Genomic DNA, 26,490 nt, shown 5'->3' with positions numbered 1-26,490 from the left:
TTTGTAGACCTTGCTGCTTATTAAGATCAGCAAAAACAGTAAAACTAGGATAAGCAAAGCCAAAATCACGTTTTTAAACTTAACACTCAAACGCAACACCTCCCTCCGAATTTTTACTCTTGTACTCTGTAGGAGTCATGCCGGTCTCCTTCCTGAAAATCCTGCTAAAATAGTTTGGATCATTATAGCCTACCTTAAAGCAGACTTCTTTCACACTTATGGAATCATCTAGCAAAAACTCTTTTGCTTTATTTATCCTGACTTGAGTAATATAATCAACAAAATTGCACTTTGTCTCCTCTTTAAACGTCTTACTGAAATAGTAGTAGCTGATATTCAGCATCTTTGCCACATCGTACAGCTTAATATCTTTATCATAATTTTCATTTATAAACTCAATAGCTTTCGCAATAAGTCCTGTGTAATATCTCTCTCTGTTTTCATGCAGCTTCAATACTATATTTGATATAAACTGCGAAAAAGTCTTTTTAATGTTTTCAATTTCATTTGTCCTCAAAATTTTAACAATCATATTCTCTTCTAATTCGGAAGTTACATCGCAATACGAACTAATCTTAGCAATTATTTCAATAGATAAACTCAAAAGTTTTGATTTAAATAAATTCATATCATCTTTATAATGAAGCAGCAATTTTTGAAATATGCCGTTGACTTTAATCAGAGCCGCATCAATATTGTTCGATATAATATTATTTATCAGTTCTTCATCATCATTGCTTAAAATCAGCTCTCCATTGTCAGACAATTTAATATCATCAAAATGTGTTATGCTGTCTATACCCATCTTTGCAGCAAAATCAGCCTCATCGTATGATTTTGAAAAATAACTGGTTTGATATGGTCTGCCTATTCCAATCCTGACTTTTGAATCTTTGCCATGTGTTTCTTTTAAAATTTTTTCCGCAAAATCTATTGAAGTATTTTTAATTGTAAACAGATCTTCATCACTTTCAACTGGAACAAATACAATTATCCTATCAAGCAAGATACCTGCTAAGCAAGGCCCTGTGTTTTTTATAAATTCTTTAATGTAGATTAATGTTTCCTGCATCTTGACATTACCAGCTAAATTGTCTAAGTGACTCTCATTATCATCCTTTTCAAATAAAACCACTAAAGCATATCCAATATTTAGATTCATATTGAAGATACTTCCATAGAAATCAATGTTTTCCTGCCTAAATGTGGCTGATGCCAGTGAATATATCATTTCACTTTCAAGATGTGGCAGTATCATTATCATTTTCTCTTTCATCTCAAGTTCCTTCATCATGTTTTCCCGCTTTGTTTCTACGATTTTTTTGACTTTTAAAACCGTATCGATTACCTTATTTTTATTCATAGGTTTCAACAGATAATCGACTACATCCAGTTTTATCGCTTCTTTTGCATAATTAAAATAGTCATAAGCCGTTATTATTACAAACTCAATGTCATTGTGGATTTCTTTAATCCTTTTGATAGCTTCCATGCCATCTATGCCTGGCATCCTTATATCCATAAAAATCACATCAGGCTTCAATGCATCAGCTTTTTCAATTGCTTCTCTTCCCGATTTTGCAAAACCAATAACATCTACATCGTGGCAGTTATTCTCGATGATAAATTTTAAAGAGTCAAGGACTATCTGCTCATCGTCAGCAATCAACAACTTTATCACGCTGCATTACCCCTTCCCATAGGAATCTTCAATGTTACTCTAGTTCCATATCCAATGCGGCTTTCAATCTCTATGACGTCATTGATATCAGCTATATTGTAATATAACCTTAAACGATTTATTACATTGTGCATTCCAATGCCTGTGACATGCTTATTTTCATCGTTGTCAGGATCATCTGCAGAAAGAATTTTATTGATGCTTTCATGACTCATGCCCATTCCATCATCTATAACATCAATGTGTATACTGCCGTCGACCTCTTTTATTTCAATGCGGATAATACCTTTCCCTTCTATCTCCTCTATGCCGTGTATAAAGGCGTTTTCAACAACAGGCTGTATAATCGTGCAGGGAACTTTGAGATTTAAAAGGCTTTCATCTATGCTTGTTTGAAATTCTACTTTTTCGCCAAATCTTGTTTTTAATATATACATGTAGTTAAACACATTATCAACTTCTTCTTTCAATGTCACCGGCTTGTCTAGCTTTCTCAAGTTGTATCTGAATAGATCTGCTACTTTTTCTATAAACTCTGACGATTTTTCCGCACCCTCCATCATTGCAATCTGTGATGCCGCATTTAAAGTATTAAATAAAAAATGTGGATTTATCTGTGACTGAAGTGCTTTTAATTCAGACTCTCTTAATATATTTCTCATCTTTAGGTTCTGCATCTCTTGCTCTTTAAGCCTTTTTTCCACTTTTGCCTGCATCTTTATTTCATCAATATAGTTTTTAATGTTTGTAACCATTTTATTAAACGCATCAGCCAGTATATTGACCTCATCATCTGTCTTGATTCTTATAGGCTCGATGTCAAAATCTCCTTTTGAAATCCTTTCGGCTGTATCAGAAAGCTCAGATATTGGCCTAGTTATCCTGTAAGTATATATAATGGCTAACACAATATTTAAAACTACAGATATTAATATTAGAAAAATATTTAAAAAGCTTATAAAAACCATATTTTTTGATATTTTATTGTACTTTAACGATCCTTCTTGAAGCTTATTGTATATGAGATTATTAATGTACATCTTTATATAGTCATTTATCTTATTTGCTCTAGTAAAGTATTCTATATATTCGCTGCTTATTCTGCCTCTTTTCGCATTTACTGCTTTATCAGTTTCTGATAGTAAGCTCATTATCATATTGCCAATGTCTTTTTGCATGAGGCTGTCATTATCATATGTCACTATGTTTATCATGTCTTCAGCACTATTGTTTAGTTTGTTGCTAATCGTATAATAATTAAGAAGCGAATCGGAGGATTTTGTGGAAAGATATTTTTCCACTTCTGTCTCTAGAGAATTTATATCGTTATTGAGATTGTTTAAGTAGACGTAATCTGTAAATATTGATTTTAATCTATCAATTACAATCTTGGCATTGTAATAAGAGTAAATACTGGTTATACCCATTATCAACGTAGTTATTAAAAGATGTGCAAATATTTTTCTCCTTATGCCTTTAAATTCAAATAAACTTTTATTCACAATAACACCTACTAATCTTTTTGTTTTATCTTATCCTCATACTCTTTTACATTGCTTTTTGTAATAATATTTACGCCTGTATCTATGAATGTAGAAACCTCATTATTTTTCTTGATTTCCATCATTGCCTTAACGCTCTCATACCCCATCTTATATGGGTCGCTCATAACTGTACCATAAATAATACCTTTATCAACATATCTCAAAATATCCGGTGTATCACCGTACCCAACTATAGATATTTCACCTACTTTGCTGAAATCCACCACAACTTGAGCTGCACCTATCGTATCAACCGAATCCGTTATATATAATGCGTTTATTCCTTCACCGCCGTTTATTATTGACTGAGTTATTTCTTCAGCACTTAGGGCTCCTAACTGCGACGTATATACTTTTGATACCTTCATTTCTGAAGTACTATTAATAACACCTAAAAATCCACTTAGCTTTAAATTTTGGCTTGCCGTATCTTTTCCCACATCGTTGCTCATGATAACTGCTATATTTGCTTTACCACCTGTTGCCAACTTCATAAGCTTCCCCGCTTCTTCTCCCAATATAAAGCTGTTTGCACCAACAAATGATTTCCTTTTGCTGTCTTTTAAATCATTTTCAATTGTAACAACAGGTATTTTGTTTTCATATGCTTCATTTATTAAAGTATTAAAATCTCCATCATAAGAAACATGCGTTATGATGCCATCAACTTTCGACAGAACTGCAATATCGAGAAATTCTAGCTCTTCATCTAAATTATTAAATTTAGGAGCATTAAATTCAACAGCAACGTTGTAAAATTTTGCAGCATCTTCGGCACCTTTTTGCACTTCTTTCCAGAAAGGATCGACAGAATTTTGTGCGACCAAATAGAAATGATAAGACGGTTTTCCTGCTAAAACTGGTTCCTCAATTTGCTGAAATTTATATAAAAAAATGCTGAGTACCGCAATCAAAGTCATCAATATCAAAATTATATTTCTTTTCAAAAAAGCGTAAACTTTCTGTAACGTTTTCACAATAGCCCCTCCATAACTTCCTTCTCGAATAAAATATTACGATATTGCTAAAACTTTTTCAATAGAAAGATATTAAGTTGATGTCACACATCATTTTAATTCTACACAAAAATAAAAAATCCTCTTGCGAGGATTTGCATTGACAAAATAAAATTTTTATTTATTGACAACTAAAGTAGATTTTGAAACCTTCTTGATAATATAATATCCAATCACAGTAACTACTGTATTTACAATTGCCGTCGGCAAAACAACTGTCAGCATGAGAAGGTAAAATGGTCCCGGCAGTCCTGCTATAATTGATACAACACCTAAAAATACAGAACCTGATATGATCGTTCCAATGATACCTACAATTCCAACGATTATTCCTTCGTTTACTCTATTTCTCAAAAGCTTAAGCATAAAAATTATAATGGTTGATGTAACAAGTTTGTCTATAGGATTAGCAATCTGACCGCCAGGCATCGATCCTGTTAGAGCTGTCAGTATACCTGCTATAATCGCTGTAACGTAATTTATCTTTAAATCATCAACAAGCATTAAAGATATAAAAAGCATAGATAGCATAAAGTCTGGTCTCATATTAAGCATAAATGCAGGAGTAATAAAGTGCAGAACAACGCCAATCGCCATAAGAAGCGCACAAAGTATAAACTCTCTCAATGTCTTTCTTGAATTCACTCCCTTCACCTCCTTTCCACTCAATCAAGTAATCTGTCAAATTGAACTTAAAGATAAATTTGAGTAATAAAAAAACCTTTCACCCCAAATGTAGGGGCGAAAGGCTACGCTTCCACGGTGCCACCCTTCTTAAGACAATATGTCTTATCTCTAAGCACACTAACATGTGCATCACATATAACGGTGCTTACCGGCTCGGCTACTAAACTTCACCTCGCATCTCACAGGCCCATTCACAAAAGCTATAATAATCAGGCTCCCACCATCCCTGACTCGCTTGTATTAATCGCTAATGCTACTATTCCTGATCATCGAAAAATCTTTTATTTTTTTTACTATTATACAGCAGTAAAATAGCTCTGTCAATAGTTTTTTCAATTTTTGGACAATACATGTAATTGAAATTTTATCGCAATAAAAAAATCCCCTCAGTAAATACTGAGGAGATATTGTGCTATGCTATCTTTGTACTGTTGGTCTAAACATATCTAAAACGCCAAGGACAACATGAGCTAAGCCAAAACCAGTAATTCCAGCTCCAATCATACCACCAGTCATAAGTCCTGCAGCTGTTACAGCTGCACCAACTCCGGTAACAACCCAGCTTGTAGTTCTTCCATTCATAGTAAACGCCTCCCCAAATAATATTGTTTGTAAAAAAAAGAAAAAATATAACCTTCTTCATTTTTTAAAGAAATTGTAAAAAATATTCATTATAAAAAGCTTTCTGTAAAAAGAGAGCCTTGCATATAATCTAATTTTATTTTTTTGCTAAATATTTCCTTATATCTACAGCAACTGCAGAAACAATAATCAAGCCTTTAATAATTAATTGCCAATAAGGATTCATACCTATAAATGTTAAACCATAGTTAATGACTGTAAAGATAAACACACCCACTATTATTCCTGGTATCGTTCCTACACCACCAGATACTGACCATCCACCGACAACACAGGCAGCTATGGCGTCTAACTCATACATATTGCCATATTCACTGGTAGCTCCACCTGTCCTTGCTGCTTCTAAGAAACCTGCCAGTGCATAAAGCGCACCTGCTATTGCAAACATCAATAAGATTCTGCGTGTGACATTAACACCGGAAACTATTGCCGCTTCTCTGTTTCCACCAATTGCGTATAAATCTTTACCAAAACTTGTTTTGTTTAATATTATCCACATAATTATTGTCATTAATGCAGCAATGATAATCAAATATGGAACTCCGAATATACTTCCTGTTCCAATGTGAGTAAAATCACTTCTTAATCCAGCTATAGGCTGTGAATTATTTGGTGGTTGACTGAAATAAATATTATCAGCACCATAAATAACTACCATGGAACCTAAAGTAGCTATAAATGGTGGTACACTAAACTTCGATATTACAAAGCCATTCAATAATCCGAATATGAAACCAACAGCTATCGTTATCAAAAGAGGCACAATTATGGGCAATTGTGGTAATCCAGGGAAAAATCTATTTGGATAATTAGCTGTCTGCAATAAAGAAGCAGAAATTACAGCTGCAAAGCCTACCATACGTCCAGCAGATAAGTCTGCACCACCTATTAAGATAGCAAACGAAGCACCAAGTGCAACAATAATCCTTGTAGAGCTTTGTGATAATATATCTCTAAGAACCCTCAATGAAATAAAAGCAGGATTTTTAATAGCAATTACTACAATAAGTAACAATAAGACAAAGTAAATTGCATATTGTGATAAATAATCTTTAAACTTATTTTGCATCCCTATCTCCTCCGTATTAATCTGTATATTTACTTGCCAATCTCATTATTTTCTCCTCTGTTGCATCATTTTTGTCTAAAATACCAGATAGATGTCCTTCACACATAACCATGATCCTGTCAGCCATACCAAGAAGCTCAGGCATCTCAGATGAAATCATGATTATGCTTTTCCCTTCTTTTGTAAGTTCATTCATAATCGTATAAATTTCATACTTTGCGCCAACATCAATACCACGTGTTGGCTCGTCAAGAATAAGTATTTCAGGTACAGTTAGAAGCCACCTTGCCATAAGAACTTTTTGCTGATTTCCACCAGATAAATTTTTTATTAAGGTTTTTAGTGAAGGGGTCTTTACCTTCAAAGCATCCACCATTTTTTTAGTGTCATCTTTTCTTTTTTTGTCATTTAAAAGCATAAAACTGCCCCTGTATCTCTTTATATTAGCAATTGTAGAATTCTCTAATATATTCAGCTCAGGAAAAATACCAGTAGACCTTCTCTCCTCTGTCAATAAAGCCATACCATATTTTTTAGCATCTATAGGAGATTTTATGACAGCTTCCTTGCCATGAATATATATCTTCCCTGATTCAATAGATCTCAATCCAAATAATGCTTCCACTAATTCTGTTCTTTGTGAACCAACCAATCCACCTATACCCAGTATCTCTCCTTTTCTAAGCTCAAATGAAACATTTTTAAAAGACTTTGGAAACGGAGACGATAAATTTTCAACTTTTAATATTACTCCATCAGGAACAACGTCCCTTGCAGGAAATCTATTTGTCAGTTCGCGACCAACCATTTTTGATATTATTATATCTTCTGTTAATTCACTGGCTTTCCAAGTTCCAATCATCTTTCCATCTCTCATTATGGAAACCTCATCTGAGATCTGGAATATCTCATCCATTTTATGTGAAATATATATTATAGCCACACCGTTATTTTTAAGATTTTTAATCAAATTGAAAAGATGGTCAACCTCATTTTCAGTCAAAGAAGATGTAGGTTCATCCATAATTATTATTTTTGCATTGTACGATAGAGCTTTTGCAATCTCTATATACTGAATTCTAGATGCAGATAAATTCCTGACAATCTCAGTCGGCTTTATGTCTACATCTATGCTTTTTAAAAGCTTTTCTGTATCTTCGTACATCTTTTTTTCATCTATCAGCTTGACAACTCCATAATTTTTCATTGGAAACCGTCCAAGCCAGATATTTTCCATAACATTTCTAAATCTCACAGGATGCAGCTCTTGATGAATCATAGAAATACCATGATCTAATGCCTCTTTTGAATCTCTAATATTTATTTTCTTACCGTTTAATATAATTTCACCAGCATCAGGTTTATATATACCGAAAAGACATTTCATTAATGTTGACTTTCCAGCACCATTCTCGCCCATTATTGCATGAACAGTTCCTGCTCGAATTTTAAGAGTTACATCGTCAAGAGCCTTTACTCCTGGAAATTCCTTGGATATATTGTTCATTTCAAGAATAAATTCATTTGCGCCCATGTCTACGCCTCCTGACTTTCGTCATCATAATAATCAATAAAATTTTGTAAAGCAAGGATTTTTTAGTCCCTGCTTTACAAGTCATGAGTTTTTATTGTTCAGCATCACCTATGTTGTCTTTTGTAATCTTTTTATAAGGTATCCAAACATATTTTCCATCTGTAATGTCATATCCAATATTGTCTTTCGCAGGTGTTAAGCCTTGCGCAAGTACATATGCTAAATTAAATGTAGCTTCTGCCTGATTCTTAGCATCATTTAATACTGTTCCTAACATTGTACCATCTTTTATAGCCTGTATTCCAGGTGCCGTAGCATCAACGCCAACAACAGGTACATATTTATTTCCTGTAAAATATCCTGCTGATTTAAGCGCCTCAATTGCTCCTAATGCCATATCGTCATTATTAGCAAATACTACTTCTATCTTATCACCAAATGACGACAACCACGCAGCCATTTTATCATGTGCTGTTACTCTATCCCAGTTAGCATAGTCTTTTGCTAACTCTTGGACTTTTATTCCAGCATCTTTCACTGTTTGTACAGAATACTGAGTACGAAGTATTGCATCTTGATGTCCAGGTTGCCCCATTAACATAACGTATTGAAGTACCCCATCATGATTTTTATCTGCTTCAGGATGTGATTTCCAGTAATCTGCTATAATTTCTCCTTGCAAAACACCTGACTGTTCAGCTTTTGCACCAACATAGTAAACTTTATCCCATTTATTCATGTCATCTGCTAGTGGTTCCCTATTGAAAAATACAACTGGAATATTAGCAGCCTTTGCTTTTTCAATAATTGTACCTGCTGCAGTTCTGTCAACTGGGTTTATAGCAAGTGCATCCATTTTTTTCGTTATAAAGAGATCTACTTGATCATTTTGCGTAGGCTGTGAGTTCTGACTGTCAACCATGTTTAAATTTGCCTTTCCTTGTGCTGCTGCAACCATTGCATTACGAACACCTGTCATGAAAGTATCATCGAATTTATATATTGCTACACCTATATTGGGCTGTTTTGTACTACTGGAATTTGAAGCTGTCTTGCTTGATTGCTGTGAACTGCTGGATGAATTATTTGATGAAGTATTGTTGCTTGTATTTCCGCATCCTGTAAGTAATGCTGAAAGAACAAGAACTACTAAAACTAAATAAGTTAAAACCTTTTTCATAAATAAATTCCCCTTTCTTTATTTAATGTATTTTGTAAAAATTTAGACAGTAAACGCTTAGACAATAGCAGCTATGTGTATCACCTTCTTTCAAAAATTAAATTTTACGTTTACTTAATTGAAAAACATTTTTAGTTGTTCAACGTTTCCACAGAAATTAAATTTAATCTAAGTAACTTTCTGTAATTGTATATTACCTGATATTTTAAACTTTTTCAACATAAAGATATTAATATTTTGTCACAATTAGGTTTAATAATTAGTTAAAAACATTAATTTATTAAAACGCATACAACACCCCACTTAATTAAATGTTCTAATTAATCGTACAAATAAAAACTTTCATTGTATATTCTCAACAAAAATAATCCTTTCTCTTAAGAGAAATTGTATCATCTTTATCATCGAACGTCAAGTATTTAATTAAAATTTTTTATAAAGCACCCAAAAAAGGCACGGCATTTTGCCATGCCTTTCCTATCTTACAAGCCAACCGCCATCTACAGCTAATATATGCCCATTTACGTAGTCTGAAGCTTTACTTGCCAAAAATACTAAAGCGCCCATCACGTCAAATGGATAACCCCACCTTCCTGCAGGTATCCTTGAAAGTATTTCTGCGTTTCTATTTTCATCAGCCCTTATTGGAGCTGTATTGTTTGTCTCAATATATCCTGGTGCTATTGCATTTACCTGTATATTTTTATCAGCCAATTCATTCGCAAAAGCTTTTGTTATACCCGCTACGCCGTGCTTTGATGCTGTATATGACGGAACAAATTTTCCACCTTGAAATGAAAGCATTGAAGCTATGTTTATAATTTTGCCGCTGCCTTGCTTTACCATAACTTTTGCTACCTCATGACTTAAATAATAAACTGCATTCAAATTTATGTCGAGAACTGCCTTCCAATCTTCATCTTTGTACTCAAGAAGCGGTGCTCTCTTTATTATACCTGCATTATTGACAAGCACATCTATCTTACCATAAGACTCAAGACACTTGTCTACAACTTCATTTATATTCTCTCTAACCGATAAATCTGTCTGGAAGAATTCTACCTTTCGGCCTTCTTTTTCAATAAGTTCCCTCGTTTCATCAAAGCGGTCATTATGAGTAACGATGAATAAATCAGCACCTGCCTTCGCAAGTGCAACGGCATATCCTTGCCCTAATCCGGTATTGCCACCTGTAACTATGGCAACTTTGCCATCTAGTCTAAAAAAGTCCATTGAAAAGTCTGTAATATTGTACATGTTTTACCTCCTCGTATAATTATTTTCGTAGACAATAAATTTGTCTCACTTCTTAAAATTTAATAAAGCACATTGATAATTGGAAATTACCTTTTTTGCTTTAAACCACCATTTTGAAATCACATCTATTGCCATGTATCTAAAATATCAAATTAAGTACATGGCACAGGCCGCCACATCTTTTATTTTACGGCCTTTATGTTTACTTTTGAGATAACTTGTAGCATTATTATACTGTAAAGTTAATATGGGACAGGCTTTTGTCCTCCATGCGGTTTTTCCGCTCTTTAAAGTATGGTCCCTACACCAGATTTGCCTTTTCTCACGCGAAATCTGCTTTGTCGTATATAAACCCCTGGCAGCAGAGGATTCATGTTTATATACTAATAGCTAATTGCGAGGTTGCTACATAATCTGGCCCACAGTTATCTCAAATTAACTTTCATTTACACCATTACCTTTGAAAGGAGGTGCCATAGCTTTGAATAAACTTTTTGTAGGCATGGATATAAGCTTGGATGATGTCAAGGTTCATATTCTCGACCAAGACGGTAATGATGCTTGCTCTCGTTTTTCTGTAGATAATAATCCTTCTGGTTGCGATATTTTAGTGTCTCATATCTTGAATTGTTGTAATAAATACAACATTCAGAAGGTTTTTATTGGTCTAGAATCTACTTCAGTCTATGGTTGGCATATTCAGTATTATTTAGCTGACCATGCTTCCTTGAAGCCTTTTAATCCTTCTGTAACTACTTTTAATGCTAATACTGTCAAGGCTTTTAAAAAGTCTCTTGGCGATTTGCCTAAGAATGACTGGGTTGATGCTTTTGCTATTGCTGAAAAATTAAGGTTTGGAAGGCTTCCTAAATCTTGTCCTGTAGATTTTAGATACCTTGCTCTCCAAAGGCTTACCCGCCATCGCTTTCACATTGTTGATAGTATTGTCAGGGAGAAAAATTATTTCCTAAGTAATCTGTTTCTTAAATTTAGTGGCTTATGTCAGATTAAAGTTTTTAGTAATAATTTTGGTACGGCTGCTACTGAAATATTTAATGAGTTTTTAACCCTTGATGATATTGCGGCTCGACCGCTTGAAGATCTTATTGCCTTTTTAGTTGATAAAGGCAGAGACCATTTTAATGACCCTAATGCTACGGCTAAATTACTCCAAGATGCTGTACGCAAATCTTATAGAATCAACGCTAATGTAAATGATTCTTTGAATTTTGTTATCAAGTCTTGTCTTGATAATATACAGTATCTTGAAAAGCAGAAGAAAGCTTCTGAAAAGACCATTGCCAATGAAGTCAAAGGATTTAAGAATCAATTTCTTTGTCTTACTTCAGTAAATGGCATTGGTCCAACTATAGCAGCTGGCCTAATATCTGAGATAGGCGGAATATCAAGGTTTGATAATGATAATGCCCTTGCAAAGTTTTCCGGCATATATTGGTCAGAATACCAGTCTGCGGATTTTAAAGCGGAGGACACATATTTAAAACGCACTGGTAATGAGTATCTCAGATATTACTTTATTCAAGCAGCCGACCAACTTAGGAAATATTGTCCTGAGTTTTCGCAATACTATGCTCGCAAATTTAATGAAGGTAAAACTCATAAACACAAACGTGCTTTAGTTTTAACGGCACGCAAAGCTGTAAGGTTAGTCTTTGCTCTGCTGCGCGAAGAAAAACTTTATAAACCACCAGCAATGAAAGGAGATGATTGTAAAGAATAACATAATATCCCATTACCATAATTAACATATATTCCCATTGCTGTTTTTAGTAATGGTTAGCTTTGTTATGCTCTTTTTTAGCTATTTTTTTAAAAAAATTTTTTAATTTTTTTAAATCACCCCTTGACATATTACCGAAATACTTCTCTTACCTCAAATCTTTTGTAGGTATTTCATCCATATCAGTAAACGTCTGATTTTCTCCAACCATTCCCCAAATAAATGTGTAGTTTTTTGTACCTACGCCTGAGTGAATTGACCAGCTTGGTGATATAACCGCTTGCTCATTTTTAACAACAATATGCCTCGTCTCATTTGGTGTACCCATGAAATGGAATACTACATTATCTTCGTCCATATTGAAATACAAATAAACTTCCATTCTCCTATCGTGGGTATGGCACGGCATCGTATTCCATATGCTACCAGGCTCTAATATCGTCATACCCATGACTAATTGACAGCTTTGACACACTGCAGGATGTACATATTGATTTATTGTCCTTTTATTGCATTCTTCATCTGTACCGGCTTTTACTTTGTTAGCCTCACTTAAGCCTATTTTTACAGTAGGATAACTCTTGTGTGCAGTCGCACTATTTATATAGAATTTTGCTGGATTATTTGCGTCCAAGCTTTCAAAGCTGACTTCTTTTATGCCCATGCCCACGTACAATCCATCGCTGTTATTTAATTCATACCTTTCACCGTCCAAATTCACAATGCCTGTTCCACCTATATTAATTATTCCCATCTCTCTTCTTTCTAAAAAATAATTAGAGCCCAATTCTTTGCTTGCCTCTAAGTATAGTGGCTTATCTGTCGGAACAGCACCTGCTACGATTATCCTGTCTACATGACTGTACACCATATAAAGCTTACCTGGTGTAAATAAATTTTCAATTAGAAAATGCTTTCTTAACTCAGTTGTGTCATAATGCTTAACGTCTTCATAATGACTTGCATACCTTACTTCCATATTAAAAGCCTCCTCTTAATTTATCATTTCAGAGTGTTACCATTAACGAAATGTTCCAAATTAAGTATACCCCTTATTTAGAGAATAGTCAATAACGCTAAATATTTTCTCCTAAAGATTTTCTGATCACCAATTTAGGTTTAAGTATGATCTTTTTTGGTACCGTACTTTCATCTGCTAATAGATTTAATAAAGTTTCAGCTGCAACTTTCCCCAGTTGATTGCCATTTTGATCTACCGTCGTCAATGGCACAGGCAGCATTGATGATTGCTCAATATTGTCATATCCGGCAACTCCTATGTCCTCAGGTATCCTGATATTGTTTAAATAACAATATTTTACAACTCCTAAAGCCACCGTGTCATTTATTGCAAAAATGCTATCAACGCCTTTCTCAATAAGCACTTTTGTCAAGTTAAAGCCATCTTCAAATGTAGCATTGCTATTTAAAACAATTTCATTATCGAGCTCTATATTATTTTTCTTCAAAACATCTTTATACGCTTTAAACCTTTCATTAGAGGCACTAGAGCTGCTAGACCCCAGTATAACTCCAATCCTTTTAAATCCCTGTTTTATCATGTGACTTATAATTTCTGATGCTCCATGATAGTTGTCATTGCCAACAAAGCTTACGTCAAGCCCTTCCACATAGTTATCTGCCATCACAAATGGTATTTCATTCGCTATACCTTCATAGTCTTCTTTCCTTGGCTGCACAGGCAAAATAATTATTCCATCAACTCTTCCTTCCGCAAGGAAATTCAAATATCTTATCTCATCATCTTTTCTTCTATCGCTGTTGCACAGCAAAAGTCCATAACCTTGCAAACTCAGATATGAGCTTACACCTTTGCTTACGTGTGAATAATATTGATTTGTTATATCAGGAATGATAAGTCCTATCATGTTGGTTTTCTTTGTGACAAGGCTTCTAGCTGCAAAATTAGGCCTGTATCCCAATTCTTCACATGCTTTCAATATTCTTTCTTTTGTAGCTTGTGATATCTGATTGCTATTATTCAATGCTCTCGATACAGTCATGGCTGAAACTCCGCAGTATCTAGCCACATCTCTTATGTTGACCAAAATAATCACCCTTACTTCGTTCAATAGATATTTTATAAATAAATTATCACATATTTTTATTAATTCCACAATAACATAAAATAGATATATAAAAATGAAGATAAGTGCAGAAGAAATTTTCCTCTGCACTCACGAATTCATTTTATATTTAGCATTCAAGATATTTTTTAAGGGTATTTCTTACTGCACCAGTACCAGAAATCAGTTCTTTAAAGTAGCTTTCTACCTTTTCTCCCAAGCCAACCTCATATAAGTCAAGTCCAAATACTTCTTTGTTTGAAAGAATGGGCCTTAAGTTGTCTTTTACGGAGTCAACATCGCCAAGCCTGATATTTGATACGTGAGATTTTAAATCATTCAAAAGCGGATCAGGACTTAAATCCATTTGATTTCCTTCATCATCAATCCCCATCAGATATCTGCACCAGCCTGCTATGACTAAAGGTATAAATTTTAAGTCATTTACGTCAAGATCGCTTCTATGAATATACGATTTAATCGTCTCCCCAAACCTGATTCCCATCTTTTGTGATGTATCTGTCGCAATTCTTTGTGGCGTATCCGGCATGTACGGGTTCGGAAGCCTTACTTCGATTACTTCTTTTATAAATTCTTCCGGATCAAGTACTTTTGGATTTATGACAACAGGCATCCCTTCAACATAGCCAATTTTTTCAACCAGCTTTCTTAAACAATCATCCTTCATTTCATCTGCTATTGTTTTATAATCTAATAAGCATCCGTATATAGCTAATGCTGTATGAAGCGGATTTAAGCATGTTGTGACTTTCATTCTCTCGACTTTTTCAACTGTCTCTTTGTCGGTCAAAAGGACTCCTGCCTCTTCAAGTTTCATGCGCCCATTGGGAAATTTATCTTCTATAACCAAGTATTGAGCTTTTTCAGCATTTACAAATGGAGCAATTACTGTATTTTTAGATGTCTTGATTATGTTCATATCTTCTAAGCCTTTTTCCTCTAATGATTTTTTTACTAATTCATGTGGCCTTGGAACTATCTTGTCTATCATCGTAAGCGGGAAAGAAATCTTTGACGGATCATTTAAATATTGAGTAAATCCCTTGTCTACAAATCCTTTATTTGCCCATTCCTCGGCAATTGTCATTACAGCACTGTAAAGCCTTTCACCATTGCCAGAGAAATTGTCTAGGCTGACAAGTGCGAGAGGATACTCTCCCTTTTTATACCTAGAGTAAACAAGAGATACAAGCTTTGACACGACATTCTTAGGATTCTCCGGTCCTGCTTCAATGTCTTCCATGACTTCTTTTATAAAATTACCTGCAAAATCTTTTAGATTGTAGCCTTTTTCTGTTATTGTCATACTTACTATTTGAAGCGAAGGATTAGAGAATACCTCATTTAATCTGTCCCAATTTTCTTTGTTTGATGGATCTGCCAATATAATATCAGCGATGCTGCCTACTACTTCTTTTTCCAATGTTCCATCGGAATTCATTATAACTAGTAGCCCTAAATTATCATAAGGCACGTATATCTTGTCGTGCACTTCAAAATCGTACGATTCAACTGCGATTATACCTGAATCTGCCAAGCCTTTATTCAGAAGTGTTTGCTGCAGCATTGCTATAAATCCTCTAAATATATTGCCCGCTCCAAAGTGAACCCATTTTGGATTCTTCTTTGTTTCGTCTATCATCTTATCTATATCAAACTGCGGAAGCTTTATCCCCATCTCTTCCCATTTCTTAGGATCTTTTAATTCATGTCTTTTTAATTTCATCCCAAATCTCTCCCTACTCAAAATTTTATATTGTTAATCTTGCTCCCACTCTGTATGGAAAATGCCTTCCATATCAATTCTTCTATAAGTATGTGCACCGAAGAAGTCCCTCTGCCCTTGTATTAAGTTTGCAGGAAGATTTGCTTCTGACATGCTAAAGAAATAATCTAGCGAAGAATTAATCGTAAGCGTCGGGATGTAGAAATCTTTGGCCAGTTTTGTCACTTTCTTTATAGATTCTAATTTTTCTTCCAAATAGCTTATAGACTTTTGACTGTTTAACAAGTTGATATTTGTTTTGTCATCAGAGAGGATTTCTCTTAAGAAATCTAAAATTCTGGCCCTTATAATGCATCCACCTTTCCAAATTCTTAAGACTTCAGAAAGATCTATATTGTAGTTGTACACCTTTGATGCTTCAGATATAAGCCAAAGCCCTTGTGAAAAAGAGGCAAATACAGCAAAAAGCAGCGAATTCTTTAAATCCTCAATTATTTCATCTCTGTTTAAATTGCCTGTAGGATAATTTCTCTGTACTCTCTCTGAAATCTTAGTTCTTTCTTCTTTAAAGAAAGACAATGCTCTTCCAACAACTGCAAGATTTAAAGACGGTGTAGGAATTCCCAAGTCAAGAGACGTCTCTGCCGTCCACTTACCTGTACCCTTTTGTTCTGCTTCATCTAGAATAAGCTCTACAAGTGGCCTTCCCGTCTTTTCGTCTTTATGCTTCATGATTTTATACGATATTTCCATCAAATATGAATTAAGCTCACCTTTATTCCATTCTTCAAATATATTGCAAATTTCTTCACTGGAAAGCTTCAAAACCTTCCTCATCACGTCGTATACTTCTGATATTGACTGCATTATAGCATATTCTATTCCATTGTGAACCATCTTTACAAAATGTCCAGCAGAATAATTGCCAACATATGTGCAGCATGGGCCAGATTCTGTTTGGGCAGCTATTTTAAGAAGCAATTCATTTACCATGTCATAAGCCTCTTTTGTTCCACCAGGCATCAACGACGGTCCATGCAGTGCACCGTATTCGCCGCCAGAAACACCCATACCTAAATAATATATTCCCTTTGCTTTCAGTTCTTCAATTCTCCTGTTTGTGTCTTTAAAGTATGAATTGCCACCATCTATTATTAAATCCCCTTTGTCTAGATACGGTAAAAGTTCTTGTATGACATCGTCAACAGGCTTACCAGCCTTAACCATGAGGATTATTTTTCTCGGCTTTTCCAAAGACTCTACGAATGATTTAATATCGTAGTATGGATAAATCTTTTCGTCTTTCACCTTTTCATTTATAAATTCATCAGTCTTTTGACGAGATCTATTGTAGCCTGACAGGCTATAGCCCTTTCTTGCAATATTTAAAGCTAGATTTTGTCCCATTACGGCTAGTCCAATTAATCCAATGTTGTTCATCTTATTTACCTCCATCTTTTATAATTTACTGTGAACCTCAAATAGGTTCTTTAAATCCTTTGTCATCAACTTAAAAAATTGAAATCCCTTGTCATATTGCCTTATTTTTTCATCTTGAGGCACATAAACATTTTTTATTTTTACCATTTTCTTTGTCGCTTCATCAAGGTCTTTATATATCCCTAGTGAATAGAAGCCAAGCAATGCTGAACCTAAAAGCTCAGGCTCTTCTACATTAGATACCTTTATAGGCAGGCCTAATACAGATGAAAATATGTCCATCCATAAATCAGAGTTCGTACCACCTCCTCCTGCCCTTATCTCTTTAACTTCAACGTTGTTGTCCTTGACTGCTTCATAAAGCATCCTTAAAGAGTACGCAACACCTTCCATTCCAGCCTTGATCATATGCCCTTTATTGTGATTGTTTTTCAGCCCAAAATATACACCTGATGCAATATTCCCAATTTCCTTATCTCTCTCTCCTGTGATATACGGCAAGAAAAAGAGATTTGACGTATCTACCTTTAAAGCTTCATTTGTCAGTTCATCATAACTTATATTAAAAATATTGTCTCTTAACCACCTTAAAATTATCCCTGCATTGTTTATGGCTGCACCGACAAACCATTTTCCTGATGAAAGGTAATACGTTTGAAGCCTCATTGAGTCTTCCTTATCCAGTATAGCTTCAGGATAAGCTACTCTAAACATTCCAGTAGTGCCTATATTTATCGCGCCAACACCTTCTTCAAATGCTCCGATGCCTATACCTACTGCCCCACCATCATATACACCAGGAAGAAGTTTTACATCTCCTTCCAAACCTAAAAGCTCTTTTGATTTTTGTGGCAACTCAACCAAAATTTCATCTGACGGCACTATCTCAGGTAGCCTGCTTTCATCTATTCCCAAAGCATTAAGCGAATAACTGTCCCATTTAAGTGTATTAATATTCATAAGACCTGTAGCGGATGATATGCTTGGCTCTGTATACGGCTTATCAAGCAGCTTTGATATTATATAATCTTTTGAGCTTAAAAAATACTTTGCTTTATCAAATACTTCTCTTCTCCTTTGTTTTAACCAAAAAATCTTAAATAAAGGTGCATGAAATGTAGGTGCAAAGCCTGTCCTTTTGTACGCTTCATTTACATCAATTGTGCTTAACAGGTCTTCATAAGTTTCCTTTGCCCTTAAATCAAGAAGCGTCATTATCCCCATCAATGGGTTTAAATCATCATCAACCGGAACTAATCCAAACATGTAAGACGATGGTATTATCAACGAAATTTTCCCTTCAAATCCCTTTGATGCTTCCTTTGCCGCCTTAACAAACGCTGCAAAAAGCACTTCTGGATTATGTTCAGCCTTTCCATCATTATCCCTCTCTAGCGGAATCTCAGACCTAGAAAGGCTTAATACATTTCCGTCTTTATCTACAACGCCTGCTTTTAAATTAGTCGTACCTATATCAACACAAAGAGCTAACCTATCTTCCATATTAATCCTCCACGATTCTTATTTTATCACGCCATCAGGAACTTCGCCATTTAAAACTTTCTCCACATCTGAAACGACTTTGTCTCCCATTCCTTTTAAACATTCTCTAGTGTATGCAGAAATATGTGGCGTGATAATGACATTTTCATACGCTAAAAGCGGATGATTCTCATCAATAGGTTCATTTTCAACAACATCCATGCCTACACCGGCAACAATTCCATCATCAAGAGCTTTCATTAAGGCATCCTGGTCTATAAGCTCTCCTCTAGCCGTATCAACAATATAAACGCCTTTTTTCATTATTGAAAATTCTTTTTTAGATAGCATGTGGTAATTTCCTGCATTTAACGATGCATTTAAAGATATCATGTCTGCCGTCTTGAGAAGCTCTTCTAAAGTCTTTACCGGTTCTGCTCCTCTTTCCCTTATTAAACCCGGTGCCAGATACGGATCGTATGCTATAACTTTAGCATTAAATCCATATTTCAATATTTCACAAACCCTGCTTCCAATATTGCCGATGCCAATTATACCTACAACTTTATCTCTTATCTCGCACCCCATGAAGCTAGCTCTTTCACTCCATTTGCCTTCTTTTACTTTTAATGAAGCTGCTCTTACTTTTCTAATCACATCAAGAAGTAATGTAACTGCTGATTCTGCAACAGCTTCTCTTTCAACGTATCCGTCAACCTTTGTAACGTATGTCCCTTTTTCCTGAGCGCTTTTTATATCAATGTTGTCGTACCCTATGCCATGCCTTGTAATAAGAAGCGTCTTGTCTTTATACTGGAAAAACTCCTTGTCATAGTACGGCTTCACACTGGCTATGATGATTGAGTATCCCATAAGTTCGTGAGCCAATTCTTTGCCTCTCATATCGTATGGAAATTGAAACCTATCAACTTCTCCAAAGGATTTCAGTTTTTCTAAATGTTCAGGAAAATTTCTCCCGAAACTACTGGAATTTACAATAGCTATCTTTACACTCATTAGTTTCTCCTCCTAAGATTAATTTTTATAGAATATTTCTTTTAAATGGTTCTCTATGTTCTTAGAAACCATTTTATAATGCTCTTCTTCATATTTATTCAGGAAATCTACAATTTCTTTTCTCTTTAAATCCAGCAAAACTCCAAAGGATATGTGGAAAAGCTGTTTTATCTCAGGTTTTAAAATAAATTTCGGGTTATTAAGTTCTGGTTCTTCATTAAAATCTTCTTTCTTAATTAGAACTTTATAAGACTTTTTGCTTTCCTCCAGATTTTCAAGAGCGATTTTATAGAGTTCCCTGTAAAATTCTTTGTCATAATTGTATATTAAATTTATAGCCTGCAGCCAACTTGTACCTGATGTCTTTATATGAAAATTTTTCTCAGTAATATCGCTAAATATCCTGTAAATGCTGAACTTATCGCTTCCTGAATGTAGGCTTATCTTGTACCCGCCTATCATCCTTGACAACTGGTAATGTTTTTTGAGCTCTAACAAAAATTCATCCAAATCTCCAATGTAGTCAACAGCCTTTTCAAATTCCCCAGGAAATTTCGGTGCTATGCTGAAGAAATCTATGCCGTTTCTGTGGAGATATTCTGCTACATACAAATGGTCCTCCAAAGTCGTTACCTTTCCACCCTCATCTATAGATATCTCCATATCAAAATCACTTAATTTTTCTTTTAAAATGTTATTTACTTTATCCACAAACTTCATAGCATTTTCATAAGCAACCGCCGATTTATAGAGTTCCTCTTCTGATACAACATATCCGCTATCTGAAATTATGTCTAATTTTTTACCGCTAAAATCTTTAATTATGTCTTTGCTTACCTGAGATAATTCTTGAGCTTTGTTTCTCATCTCTGATGGATTTAAACTGCTGATATCAATTAGCTGTTCGCTTAAGTCCAATGTGTACATTGTATATCCTGCATTTATACCTTCCAATAAATAATATTCGTCCTTGATATGATCTGCATCTGCGCCAAAATGTCCTATATATCCTGTCTCTAATACCCCCAGCACCACCTTTAAAAGAACGTCTTTAAAATCTCTATTCGTCTTTATAAGCTCTCTTGGAGATTGCTGTGCTAATATTGGAAAAACATCGTATTTTTTTAATGCGGTTAATTGAGCTGCTGTAACAAGCCCGAGTCTATCACCAGTTCCAAATGAGGAATTTCCTCTGCAAACTGTAGGCCCTATATGAAATTTGCCATTTAATGTAACGTAATTTTCAAAAGTAAATGGATATATGTTTAAACGCAACTTATCACTGACGTTTTTATCTTCAGAAAAATATGCCCCATTAAGTTTTACATCGCTAGAAGACAGAATGCCGACCATTTTTTCATTTTGCCTTTTAACGACGAATATATATATATTTTCTCCTAGTTTCCTTAGAGAATCAGGGTAAACTTTAAATCCATTCTCTTCCAACGTGGACAAAACATTCTCTATCATTTCTCTTCTCTCCTTTCAAACACGAAAAACCATTATAGATCTATACCAATACTATATTGACATGACTCTTTAAATCTTCTATCACATCAAGGTTTTGGTCTCCTGACGTTATCACCTTGTCAACATCCTTTATGTTGCAGAATGATACCATAGCATCCTTGCCAAATTTACTGCTGTCAACAACAACTATAGCCGTTTTTGCAGAGCCAAGCATGGACCTTTTAACTTCCGCTTCAAAAATATCTGACGTTGTAAAGCCTTTTTCTGCCGAAACGCCCGCTGCCGCAAGAAAAGCTGTATCGACATTGTATCGTCTTACATATTCCACAGTATCTGGTCCTACTAATGAATAATTAACGTTTTTTAAGTTTCCACCAGTCAAAAGTAAACTAATATCGGTATTGCTGGCAAGTTCTGCAGCAATATTTAATCCATTTGTTATAACGGTAATATTTTTTACACCTTTAAAATTGATAGCACGGGCTACCTGATAAGTTGTGGACCCTGCATCTAAAAATATGCTCATGCCTTCTTTTATTTCATCCAAAGCCTTATTCGCTATTTTCTCCTTCTCTTCGATATTTTCTTCCATCCTAAATAGTAATGGTGGAACAATTACATTCTTTTTCAGTACCCCGCCGCCATAGTTTCTCTCAATTAGTCCTTCTTTTTCTAATTCTTCAAGATCTCTTCTTATTGTCTCATCAGATACCTGGAACATCTCACAAAGCTCAGATACTTTCACAGACTTTTTCTTCATAAGTATTTCTTTTATCTTACCTCTTCTTGTCGCAGCTAACATAAAACACCATCCTAAATATACACAAATTCACATCACAACTATATCAAACATGACAAATCATAATTCAAAAGTAAATGATTTATATTATTATTTAAAAATTTATCAACGCTCACAAATTTCGCTTTTGAAAAAATTTTTATATTATAAATCTATATTTGGCTTTTTCTCTTCTTTAATTTAATATATTCTACATAAATCCAAAAATTCCTTCTTAAAATCAAAAATTTTTATGTGGTTTTTGTGGATTTCACATTACACAATTTTGTATTTTTGCTTTAAATATAAAATGCCTTCGTCAATAAAAGGTTCTTTTGTATTTTCCATCAAAATATTGATGTACGGCTTGTTATATTTTATAAATTTAAATATGGTATTATAATCCAGCAAGCCTTTTCCAACAGGCACAAATTCTAATTTTCCATTCTTTATTGTGAAGTCCTTTGCATGAACAGCCACAATTCTATCACCGTAAAGTTCAAACGCTTCATTAAATATGGTATCTTGATTCATGTAATTTTCTTCTGTCAATAAGTTTGTCGGGTCAAATATAGCCTGCAAATTGCTTGACCTTATTTCATCCATAAGCCTTTTCATCATTTTAGGAGAATAAACCGGATGATTTACACCAGCCTCAATCCCAACAAAAACTCCAAATCTTTCTGCCTCTTCTACCAATTCACTGACGCTTTTTACAACTTCAAGAAAAGGTTCTTCACGGAAGTTATCAGTAGTAAAGCCCATCTTAGCATGTACATTTCCTGTCTCTGTCCCCACGATGCTACATCCAAAATCCCTTGCAAACCTGATGTGCTCTTTAAAAAACTCTAATGATCTCCTCCTTTCATCTAAGTCTGGATGAATTATGTTTACATAGCAGCCAAGCACTGCGATTTGAATGTTATGCTTTTTAAAAGAATCCCCAATATAGCGGGCTAACCCGGAAGATAAACTTCCATTTTTCAAATTTAATTCTGGAAAAGATTTATTAATGGCCAATTGAACAGAAGAAAGCCCTTTTTTAAAAACTTCTTCCGGGAGTTTCTCTATTGAAAGATGCTCTAAATCATGTGCTCTAATACCTAAATTCACAAATACCACCTCTATACCACAGCTTTCTGCCACTTTGTGCCCCTTAACCTTGTCAGGTAAAGTATGCCTCTCACAGCCCAGTCTGTAAACATGCCTATCCAAACACCAACAAGCCCAAAATTTAAAATTACTCCTAAAACATAACCTAATATTATTCTGAATACCCACATGCCAATAATAGACGTCATAAGAGTATATTTTGCATCACCAGCGCCTTTTAATCCTGCAGGCAAGACAAATGACAATGCCCACAAAACCATACAAAGCAAATTAAGCCTTACAACCTTCACAGCTATATTTATGACGTCCTGATTTGTGGTATATATTGAGACTAAAAATCTTGAAAATGGATATGAAACAAGCCCTAGTATACCCATGCATGTGCTAGCAAGAGCTGTCATGTAGTACAGTGATTTTCTTGCTGCATTTGGATCACCCCTGCCCATGTCCTGACCAACAACTATCGTTGAAGCTATGCTTAATGCATTCCCAGGTATATTGAATATCTGCTGTATTGAAAAACCTATAGAATTGGCAGCTATTGATGCAGTTCCAAAGTAGACAACAAAGACCTGCGTTATAAGTTTGCCACCGCTGAATAAAAGCGACTCGATTCCTGCCGGAAGCCCAATATTAAATATAGATCTAAGCATTTTGTAATCCGGCTTGAAATAACGCAAATTGCTTAATTTTATCACGCTAGTTCCCTTTATTAAAACATATAAAGCAATTATAGCTCCCACAAGCCTTGACAATCCAATACCTATTGCTGCTCCTTTCACACCCATGCCATGAAATCTTAAAATCTTTAACCCGTATATAAATAAATAACTTAAAATGACATTCAATACGTTTATGAATATATTTATATACATAGGTGTCTTGGTATCTCCAGCACCTCTTAAAACTCCAAATGCCACCAACTGGGCAGTTATGAACGGGTATGTTATAAGACTTATCCCTAAGTATAAAATTGCATTTTCAAAAACCAACTTTTCAGCTTTGCCAAACAGCAAATAGACAAGTGGATATCTTAAAACCCATATTAAAATCGTTATGATAATTGTAATGATCTCTCCAACGTATAAAATTTGTTTACTCGCCTCATTGGCTTCTTTTTGATTTTTTTGACCAATATAAGCTGCTACAACAACTGTGCCACCTATTGCAAGTGAAGAAAAAAATCCAATTAAGATGTTATTTATTGAGTCAGCCATACCTATAGAAGATATGGCTGCTTTTCCTAATCTACTGGCTAAAATTGTGTTTACTATTCCCATTAAACTTATAAACGTTTGTTCGGTTATTATTGGTCCAATCAACTTTAATATGCCTTTATTAATAAACATTGCTTTCCTCGATCCCTTTAAAGCTTTAATAGTAATTATCTAATGTATAGGAAAGATGACCCTTGAAAAGTATATAACTCAAGTCAGTATTACAACGCTTAATAAAGTAGATACCGTGACTATTTGTGATACATACTCCTTGCAATAGCTGTCATTTTGCCATGTCTACAGTGTTACGCCATTCTTAAAAATAGCAATCTCCTTAAAATTGTTCTTCTCGTTATTAACAAGCTCCCCACTAGCCACCCTAATTACATATCTAACCAATTCTTCTAAAACTTCATCGATATTTTTATCTTCAACAAGAGTTCCAGCATTGAAATCAATCCAATTTTGTTTTAATTGGTATAATTGAGTATTTGTAGATATCTTTATTGTTGGAACAAATGTGCCGTACGGCGTACCTCTTCCTGTCGTAAACAATATTAAGTGGCATCCAGAAGCCGCTAATGCAGTAGATGAAACAAGGTCATTTCCAGGCGCATTTAAGAGGTTTAACCCTTTCTTCTTAACCGTATCACCATACCTTAAGACATCAACCACCTCTGATTTACCACCTTTTTGAACGCACCCTAGAGATTTTTCTTCCAGAGTTGTTATCCCGCCAGCTTTATTTCCTGGAGAAGGATTTTCATATATAGGCTGATCGTATTTCATGAAGTACTGCTTAAAATCATTTATCAGGTTAACAGTCTTTTTAAATACATCTTCGTCATGTGCTCTTTCCATAAGCATTTGCTCTGCGCCAAACATCTCAGGGACTTCTGTCAGTACAGCACTTCCACCCTGCGATATAATAAAGTCTGCAAAAGCACCAACTAAAGGATTTGCTGTAATACCTGAAAACCCGTCAGAGCCACCGCATTTAAGTCCTACTGTCAATTCGCTTAAGTCTACGTCTTCCCTCTTATCTTCTTTCATATTGTAATAAAGTTCTTTTAATAATTTTACACCTTCATCTACCTCATCTTCAGCATCCTGTGCAACCAAGAATCTGACTCTATCTTCATCGTATTCACCAAGATTTTCTTTAAATGCAGGTATATTGTTGTTCTCGCATCCAAGCCCTAAAACCAAGACACCGCCGGCATTGGGATGCTTTACTATATCCATTAGAATTGTTCTTGTATTGGCATGATCATCTCCAAGCTGTGAACACCCATAGCTATGTTTAAATATCTCTATTCCGTCAATACCGTCTATCTTGACTTCATCTTTGAATCTGTTTATAATTTTTTCTCCTAAACCATTTACACAACCTACAGTCGGTACAATCCACAGCTCATTTCTTATACCTACTTTGCCGTATTTCCTTCTATATCCCTTAAAAGTAATGCTTCTTTTCTCATACACACTTTCCTCAATTTGCCTCTTATTGTAAGTATATTTTAGAATTCCGCTTAAATTAGTACTCATGTTGTGGGTATGAACCCATGCACCTTCAGATATATTTGAAAGTGCATGACCTATAGGATACCCATACTTTATTACGTTCTGTCCTTCTTTAATATTGCCTAAAGCAATTTTATGGCCCCTCGGCACATCATCAAGAAGTGTTATTTTTCTACCATCTTCTACAATTTCTTCACCTTTTTTCATATTCTTTAATGCGACTGCCACATTGTCGCTGGAATTTATTTTAATGACATCCTTCAT

21 protein-coding genes and 1 other annotated feature are annotated in these 26,490 nt (G+C 34.8%); of the genes, 1 reads left to right on the top strand and 20 read right to left on the bottom strand.

Going from position 1 to position 26,490, the window contains the following annotated elements:
* Window positions 1-79: 79 nt before the first annotated feature.
* From Q2T46_RS10780 to kduD, 9 genes are all read right to left on the bottom strand, one after another.
* Window positions 80-1,681, bottom strand: a complete 1,602-nt coding sequence (locus Q2T46_RS10780) for a response regulator (RefSeq protein WP_209453426.1) — start codon at window positions 1,679-1,681, stop codon at window positions 80-82.
* Window positions 1,678-3,183 carry a sensor histidine kinase gene (locus Q2T46_RS10775; protein ID WP_209453425.1) on the bottom strand — a complete coding sequence of 502 codons (1,506 nt, stop codon included), beginning with the start codon at window positions 3,181-3,183 and terminating at the stop codon, window positions 1,678-1,680. The genes Q2T46_RS10780 and Q2T46_RS10775 overlap by 4 nt, the downstream gene beginning before the upstream one ends.
* Window positions 3,184-3,194: 11 nt before the next feature.
* On the bottom strand, window positions 3,195-4,202 hold the full coding sequence (locus tag Q2T46_RS10770; RefSeq protein ID WP_209453424.1) for a substrate-binding domain-containing protein: 1,008 nt from the start codon (window positions 4,200-4,202) through the stop codon (window positions 3,195-3,197).
* Window positions 4,203-4,358: 156 nt separating this feature from the next.
* Entirely contained in the window at window positions 4,359-4,886 is a 528-nt protein-coding gene (locus Q2T46_RS10765; RefSeq protein WP_209453423.1) for a tryptophan transporter, read from the bottom strand.
* An 89-nt stretch (window positions 4,887-4,975) separates the two neighbouring features.
* Window positions 4,976-5,207 (bottom strand) — a binding site (T-box leader).
* Between the two features lie 138 nt (window positions 5,208-5,345).
* Window positions 5,346-5,510 carry a hypothetical protein gene (locus Q2T46_RS10760; RefSeq protein ID WP_013298800.1) on the bottom strand — a complete coding sequence of 55 codons (165 nt, stop codon included), beginning with the start codon at window positions 5,508-5,510 and terminating at the stop codon, window positions 5,346-5,348.
* 136 nt (window positions 5,511-5,646) lie between these two features.
* Window positions 5,647-6,639 carry a galactose/methyl galactoside ABC transporter permease MglC gene (gene mglC, locus Q2T46_RS10755; RefSeq protein WP_303265475.1) on the bottom strand — a complete coding sequence of 331 codons (993 nt, stop codon included), beginning with the start codon at window positions 6,637-6,639 and terminating at the stop codon, window positions 5,647-5,649.
* Between the two features lie 16 nt (window positions 6,640-6,655).
* Complete coding sequence (locus Q2T46_RS10750) at window positions 6,656-8,173, bottom strand: sugar ABC transporter ATP-binding protein (RefSeq protein ID WP_303265476.1); 1,518 nt, start codon at window positions 8,171-8,173, stop codon at window positions 6,656-6,658.
* Window positions 8,174-8,264: 91 nt separating this feature from the next.
* The gene (locus Q2T46_RS10745) at window positions 8,265-9,353 is read right to left on the bottom strand and encodes a galactose ABC transporter substrate-binding protein (RefSeq protein WP_303265477.1); all 1,089 of its coding nucleotides are present in this window, start codon (window positions 9,351-9,353) and stop codon (window positions 8,265-8,267) included.
* Window positions 9,354-9,830: 477 nt separating this feature from the next.
* Window positions 9,831-10,610 carry a 2-dehydro-3-deoxy-D-gluconate 5-dehydrogenase KduD gene (gene kduD / locus Q2T46_RS10740; protein WP_303265478.1) on the bottom strand — a complete coding sequence of 260 codons (780 nt, stop codon included), beginning with the start codon at window positions 10,608-10,610 and terminating at the stop codon, window positions 9,831-9,833.
* Between the two features lie 502 nt (window positions 10,611-11,112).
* Between kduD and Q2T46_RS10735 the strand changes: the two genes are divergently transcribed.
* Window positions 11,113-12,351 (top strand): IS110 family transposase, encoded by a 1,239-nt coding sequence (locus tag Q2T46_RS10735; protein WP_303265772.1) that lies wholly within the window; start codon window positions 11,113-11,115, stop codon window positions 12,349-12,351.
* Between the two features lie 148 nt (window positions 12,352-12,499).
* Here the strand turns inward: Q2T46_RS10735 and kduI are convergent, their stop codons facing one another.
* The 11 genes from kduI to Q2T46_RS10680 form a co-directional block, all read right to left on the bottom strand.
* Complete coding sequence (gene kduI, locus Q2T46_RS10730) at window positions 12,500-13,330, bottom strand: 5-dehydro-4-deoxy-D-glucuronate isomerase (RefSeq protein ID WP_013298805.1); 831 nt, start codon at window positions 13,328-13,330, stop codon at window positions 12,500-12,502.
* 97 nt (window positions 13,331-13,427) lie between these two features.
* Entirely contained in the window at window positions 13,428-14,444 is a 1,017-nt protein-coding gene (locus Q2T46_RS10725; RefSeq protein WP_311062242.1) for a LacI family DNA-binding transcriptional regulator, read from the bottom strand.
* Window positions 14,445-14,568: 124 nt separating this feature from the next.
* A complete protein-coding gene (locus Q2T46_RS10720; RefSeq protein WP_303265480.1) occupies window positions 14,569-16,185 on the bottom strand; it encodes a mannitol dehydrogenase family protein in 1,617 nt (538 codons plus the stop codon).
* A gap of 33 nt (window positions 16,186-16,218) precedes the next feature.
* A complete protein-coding gene (gene gndA / locus Q2T46_RS10715; protein WP_303265481.1) occupies window positions 16,219-17,625 on the bottom strand; it encodes an NADP-dependent phosphogluconate dehydrogenase in 1,407 nt (468 codons plus the stop codon).
* Between the two features lie 18 nt (window positions 17,626-17,643).
* Window positions 17,644-19,128, bottom strand: coding sequence for a gluconokinase (locus Q2T46_RS10710; protein ID WP_303265482.1), 1,485 nt, complete (start codon window positions 19,126-19,128; stop codon window positions 17,644-17,646).
* Window positions 19,129-19,146: 18 nt separating this feature from the next.
* Entirely contained in the window at window positions 19,147-20,124 is a 978-nt protein-coding gene (locus Q2T46_RS10705) for a D-isomer specific 2-hydroxyacid dehydrogenase family protein (protein ID WP_303265483.1), read from the bottom strand.
* A gap of 18 nt (window positions 20,125-20,142) precedes the next feature.
* A complete protein-coding gene (locus Q2T46_RS10700; RefSeq protein WP_303265484.1) occupies window positions 20,143-21,594 on the bottom strand; it encodes a tagaturonate epimerase family protein in 1,452 nt (483 codons plus the stop codon).
* Window positions 21,595-21,634: 40 nt separating this feature from the next.
* Window positions 21,635-22,396: a DeoR/GlpR family DNA-binding transcription regulator gene (locus tag Q2T46_RS10695; RefSeq protein WP_303265485.1), complete on the bottom strand. Its 762-nt coding sequence runs from the start codon at window positions 22,394-22,396 to the stop codon at window positions 21,635-21,637.
* A gap of 252 nt (window positions 22,397-22,648) precedes the next feature.
* The gene (locus tag Q2T46_RS10690) at window positions 22,649-23,485 is read right to left on the bottom strand and encodes a sugar phosphate isomerase/epimerase family protein (RefSeq protein WP_399388611.1); all 837 of its coding nucleotides are present in this window, start codon (window positions 23,483-23,485) and stop codon (window positions 22,649-22,651) included.
* 11 nt (window positions 23,486-23,496) lie between these two features.
* Entirely contained in the window at window positions 23,497-24,834 is a 1,338-nt protein-coding gene (locus tag Q2T46_RS10685; RefSeq protein WP_303265487.1) for an MATE family efflux transporter, read from the bottom strand.
* Window positions 24,835-24,999: 165 nt separating this feature from the next.
* Window positions 25,000-26,490 (bottom strand): UxaA family hydrolase, encoded by a 1,491-nt coding sequence (locus Q2T46_RS10680; RefSeq protein WP_303265488.1) that lies wholly within the window; start codon window positions 26,488-26,490, stop codon window positions 25,000-25,002.

Source organism: Thermoanaerobacterium sp. CMT5567-10, assembly GCF_030534315.2.
Classification (GTDB): Bacteria; Bacillota; Thermoanaerobacteria; order Thermoanaerobacterales; family Thermoanaerobacteraceae; genus Thermoanaerobacterium.
Note: the sequence above shows the minus strand (reverse complement) of the source record. Positions and strands in the feature narration are given on the sequence as shown.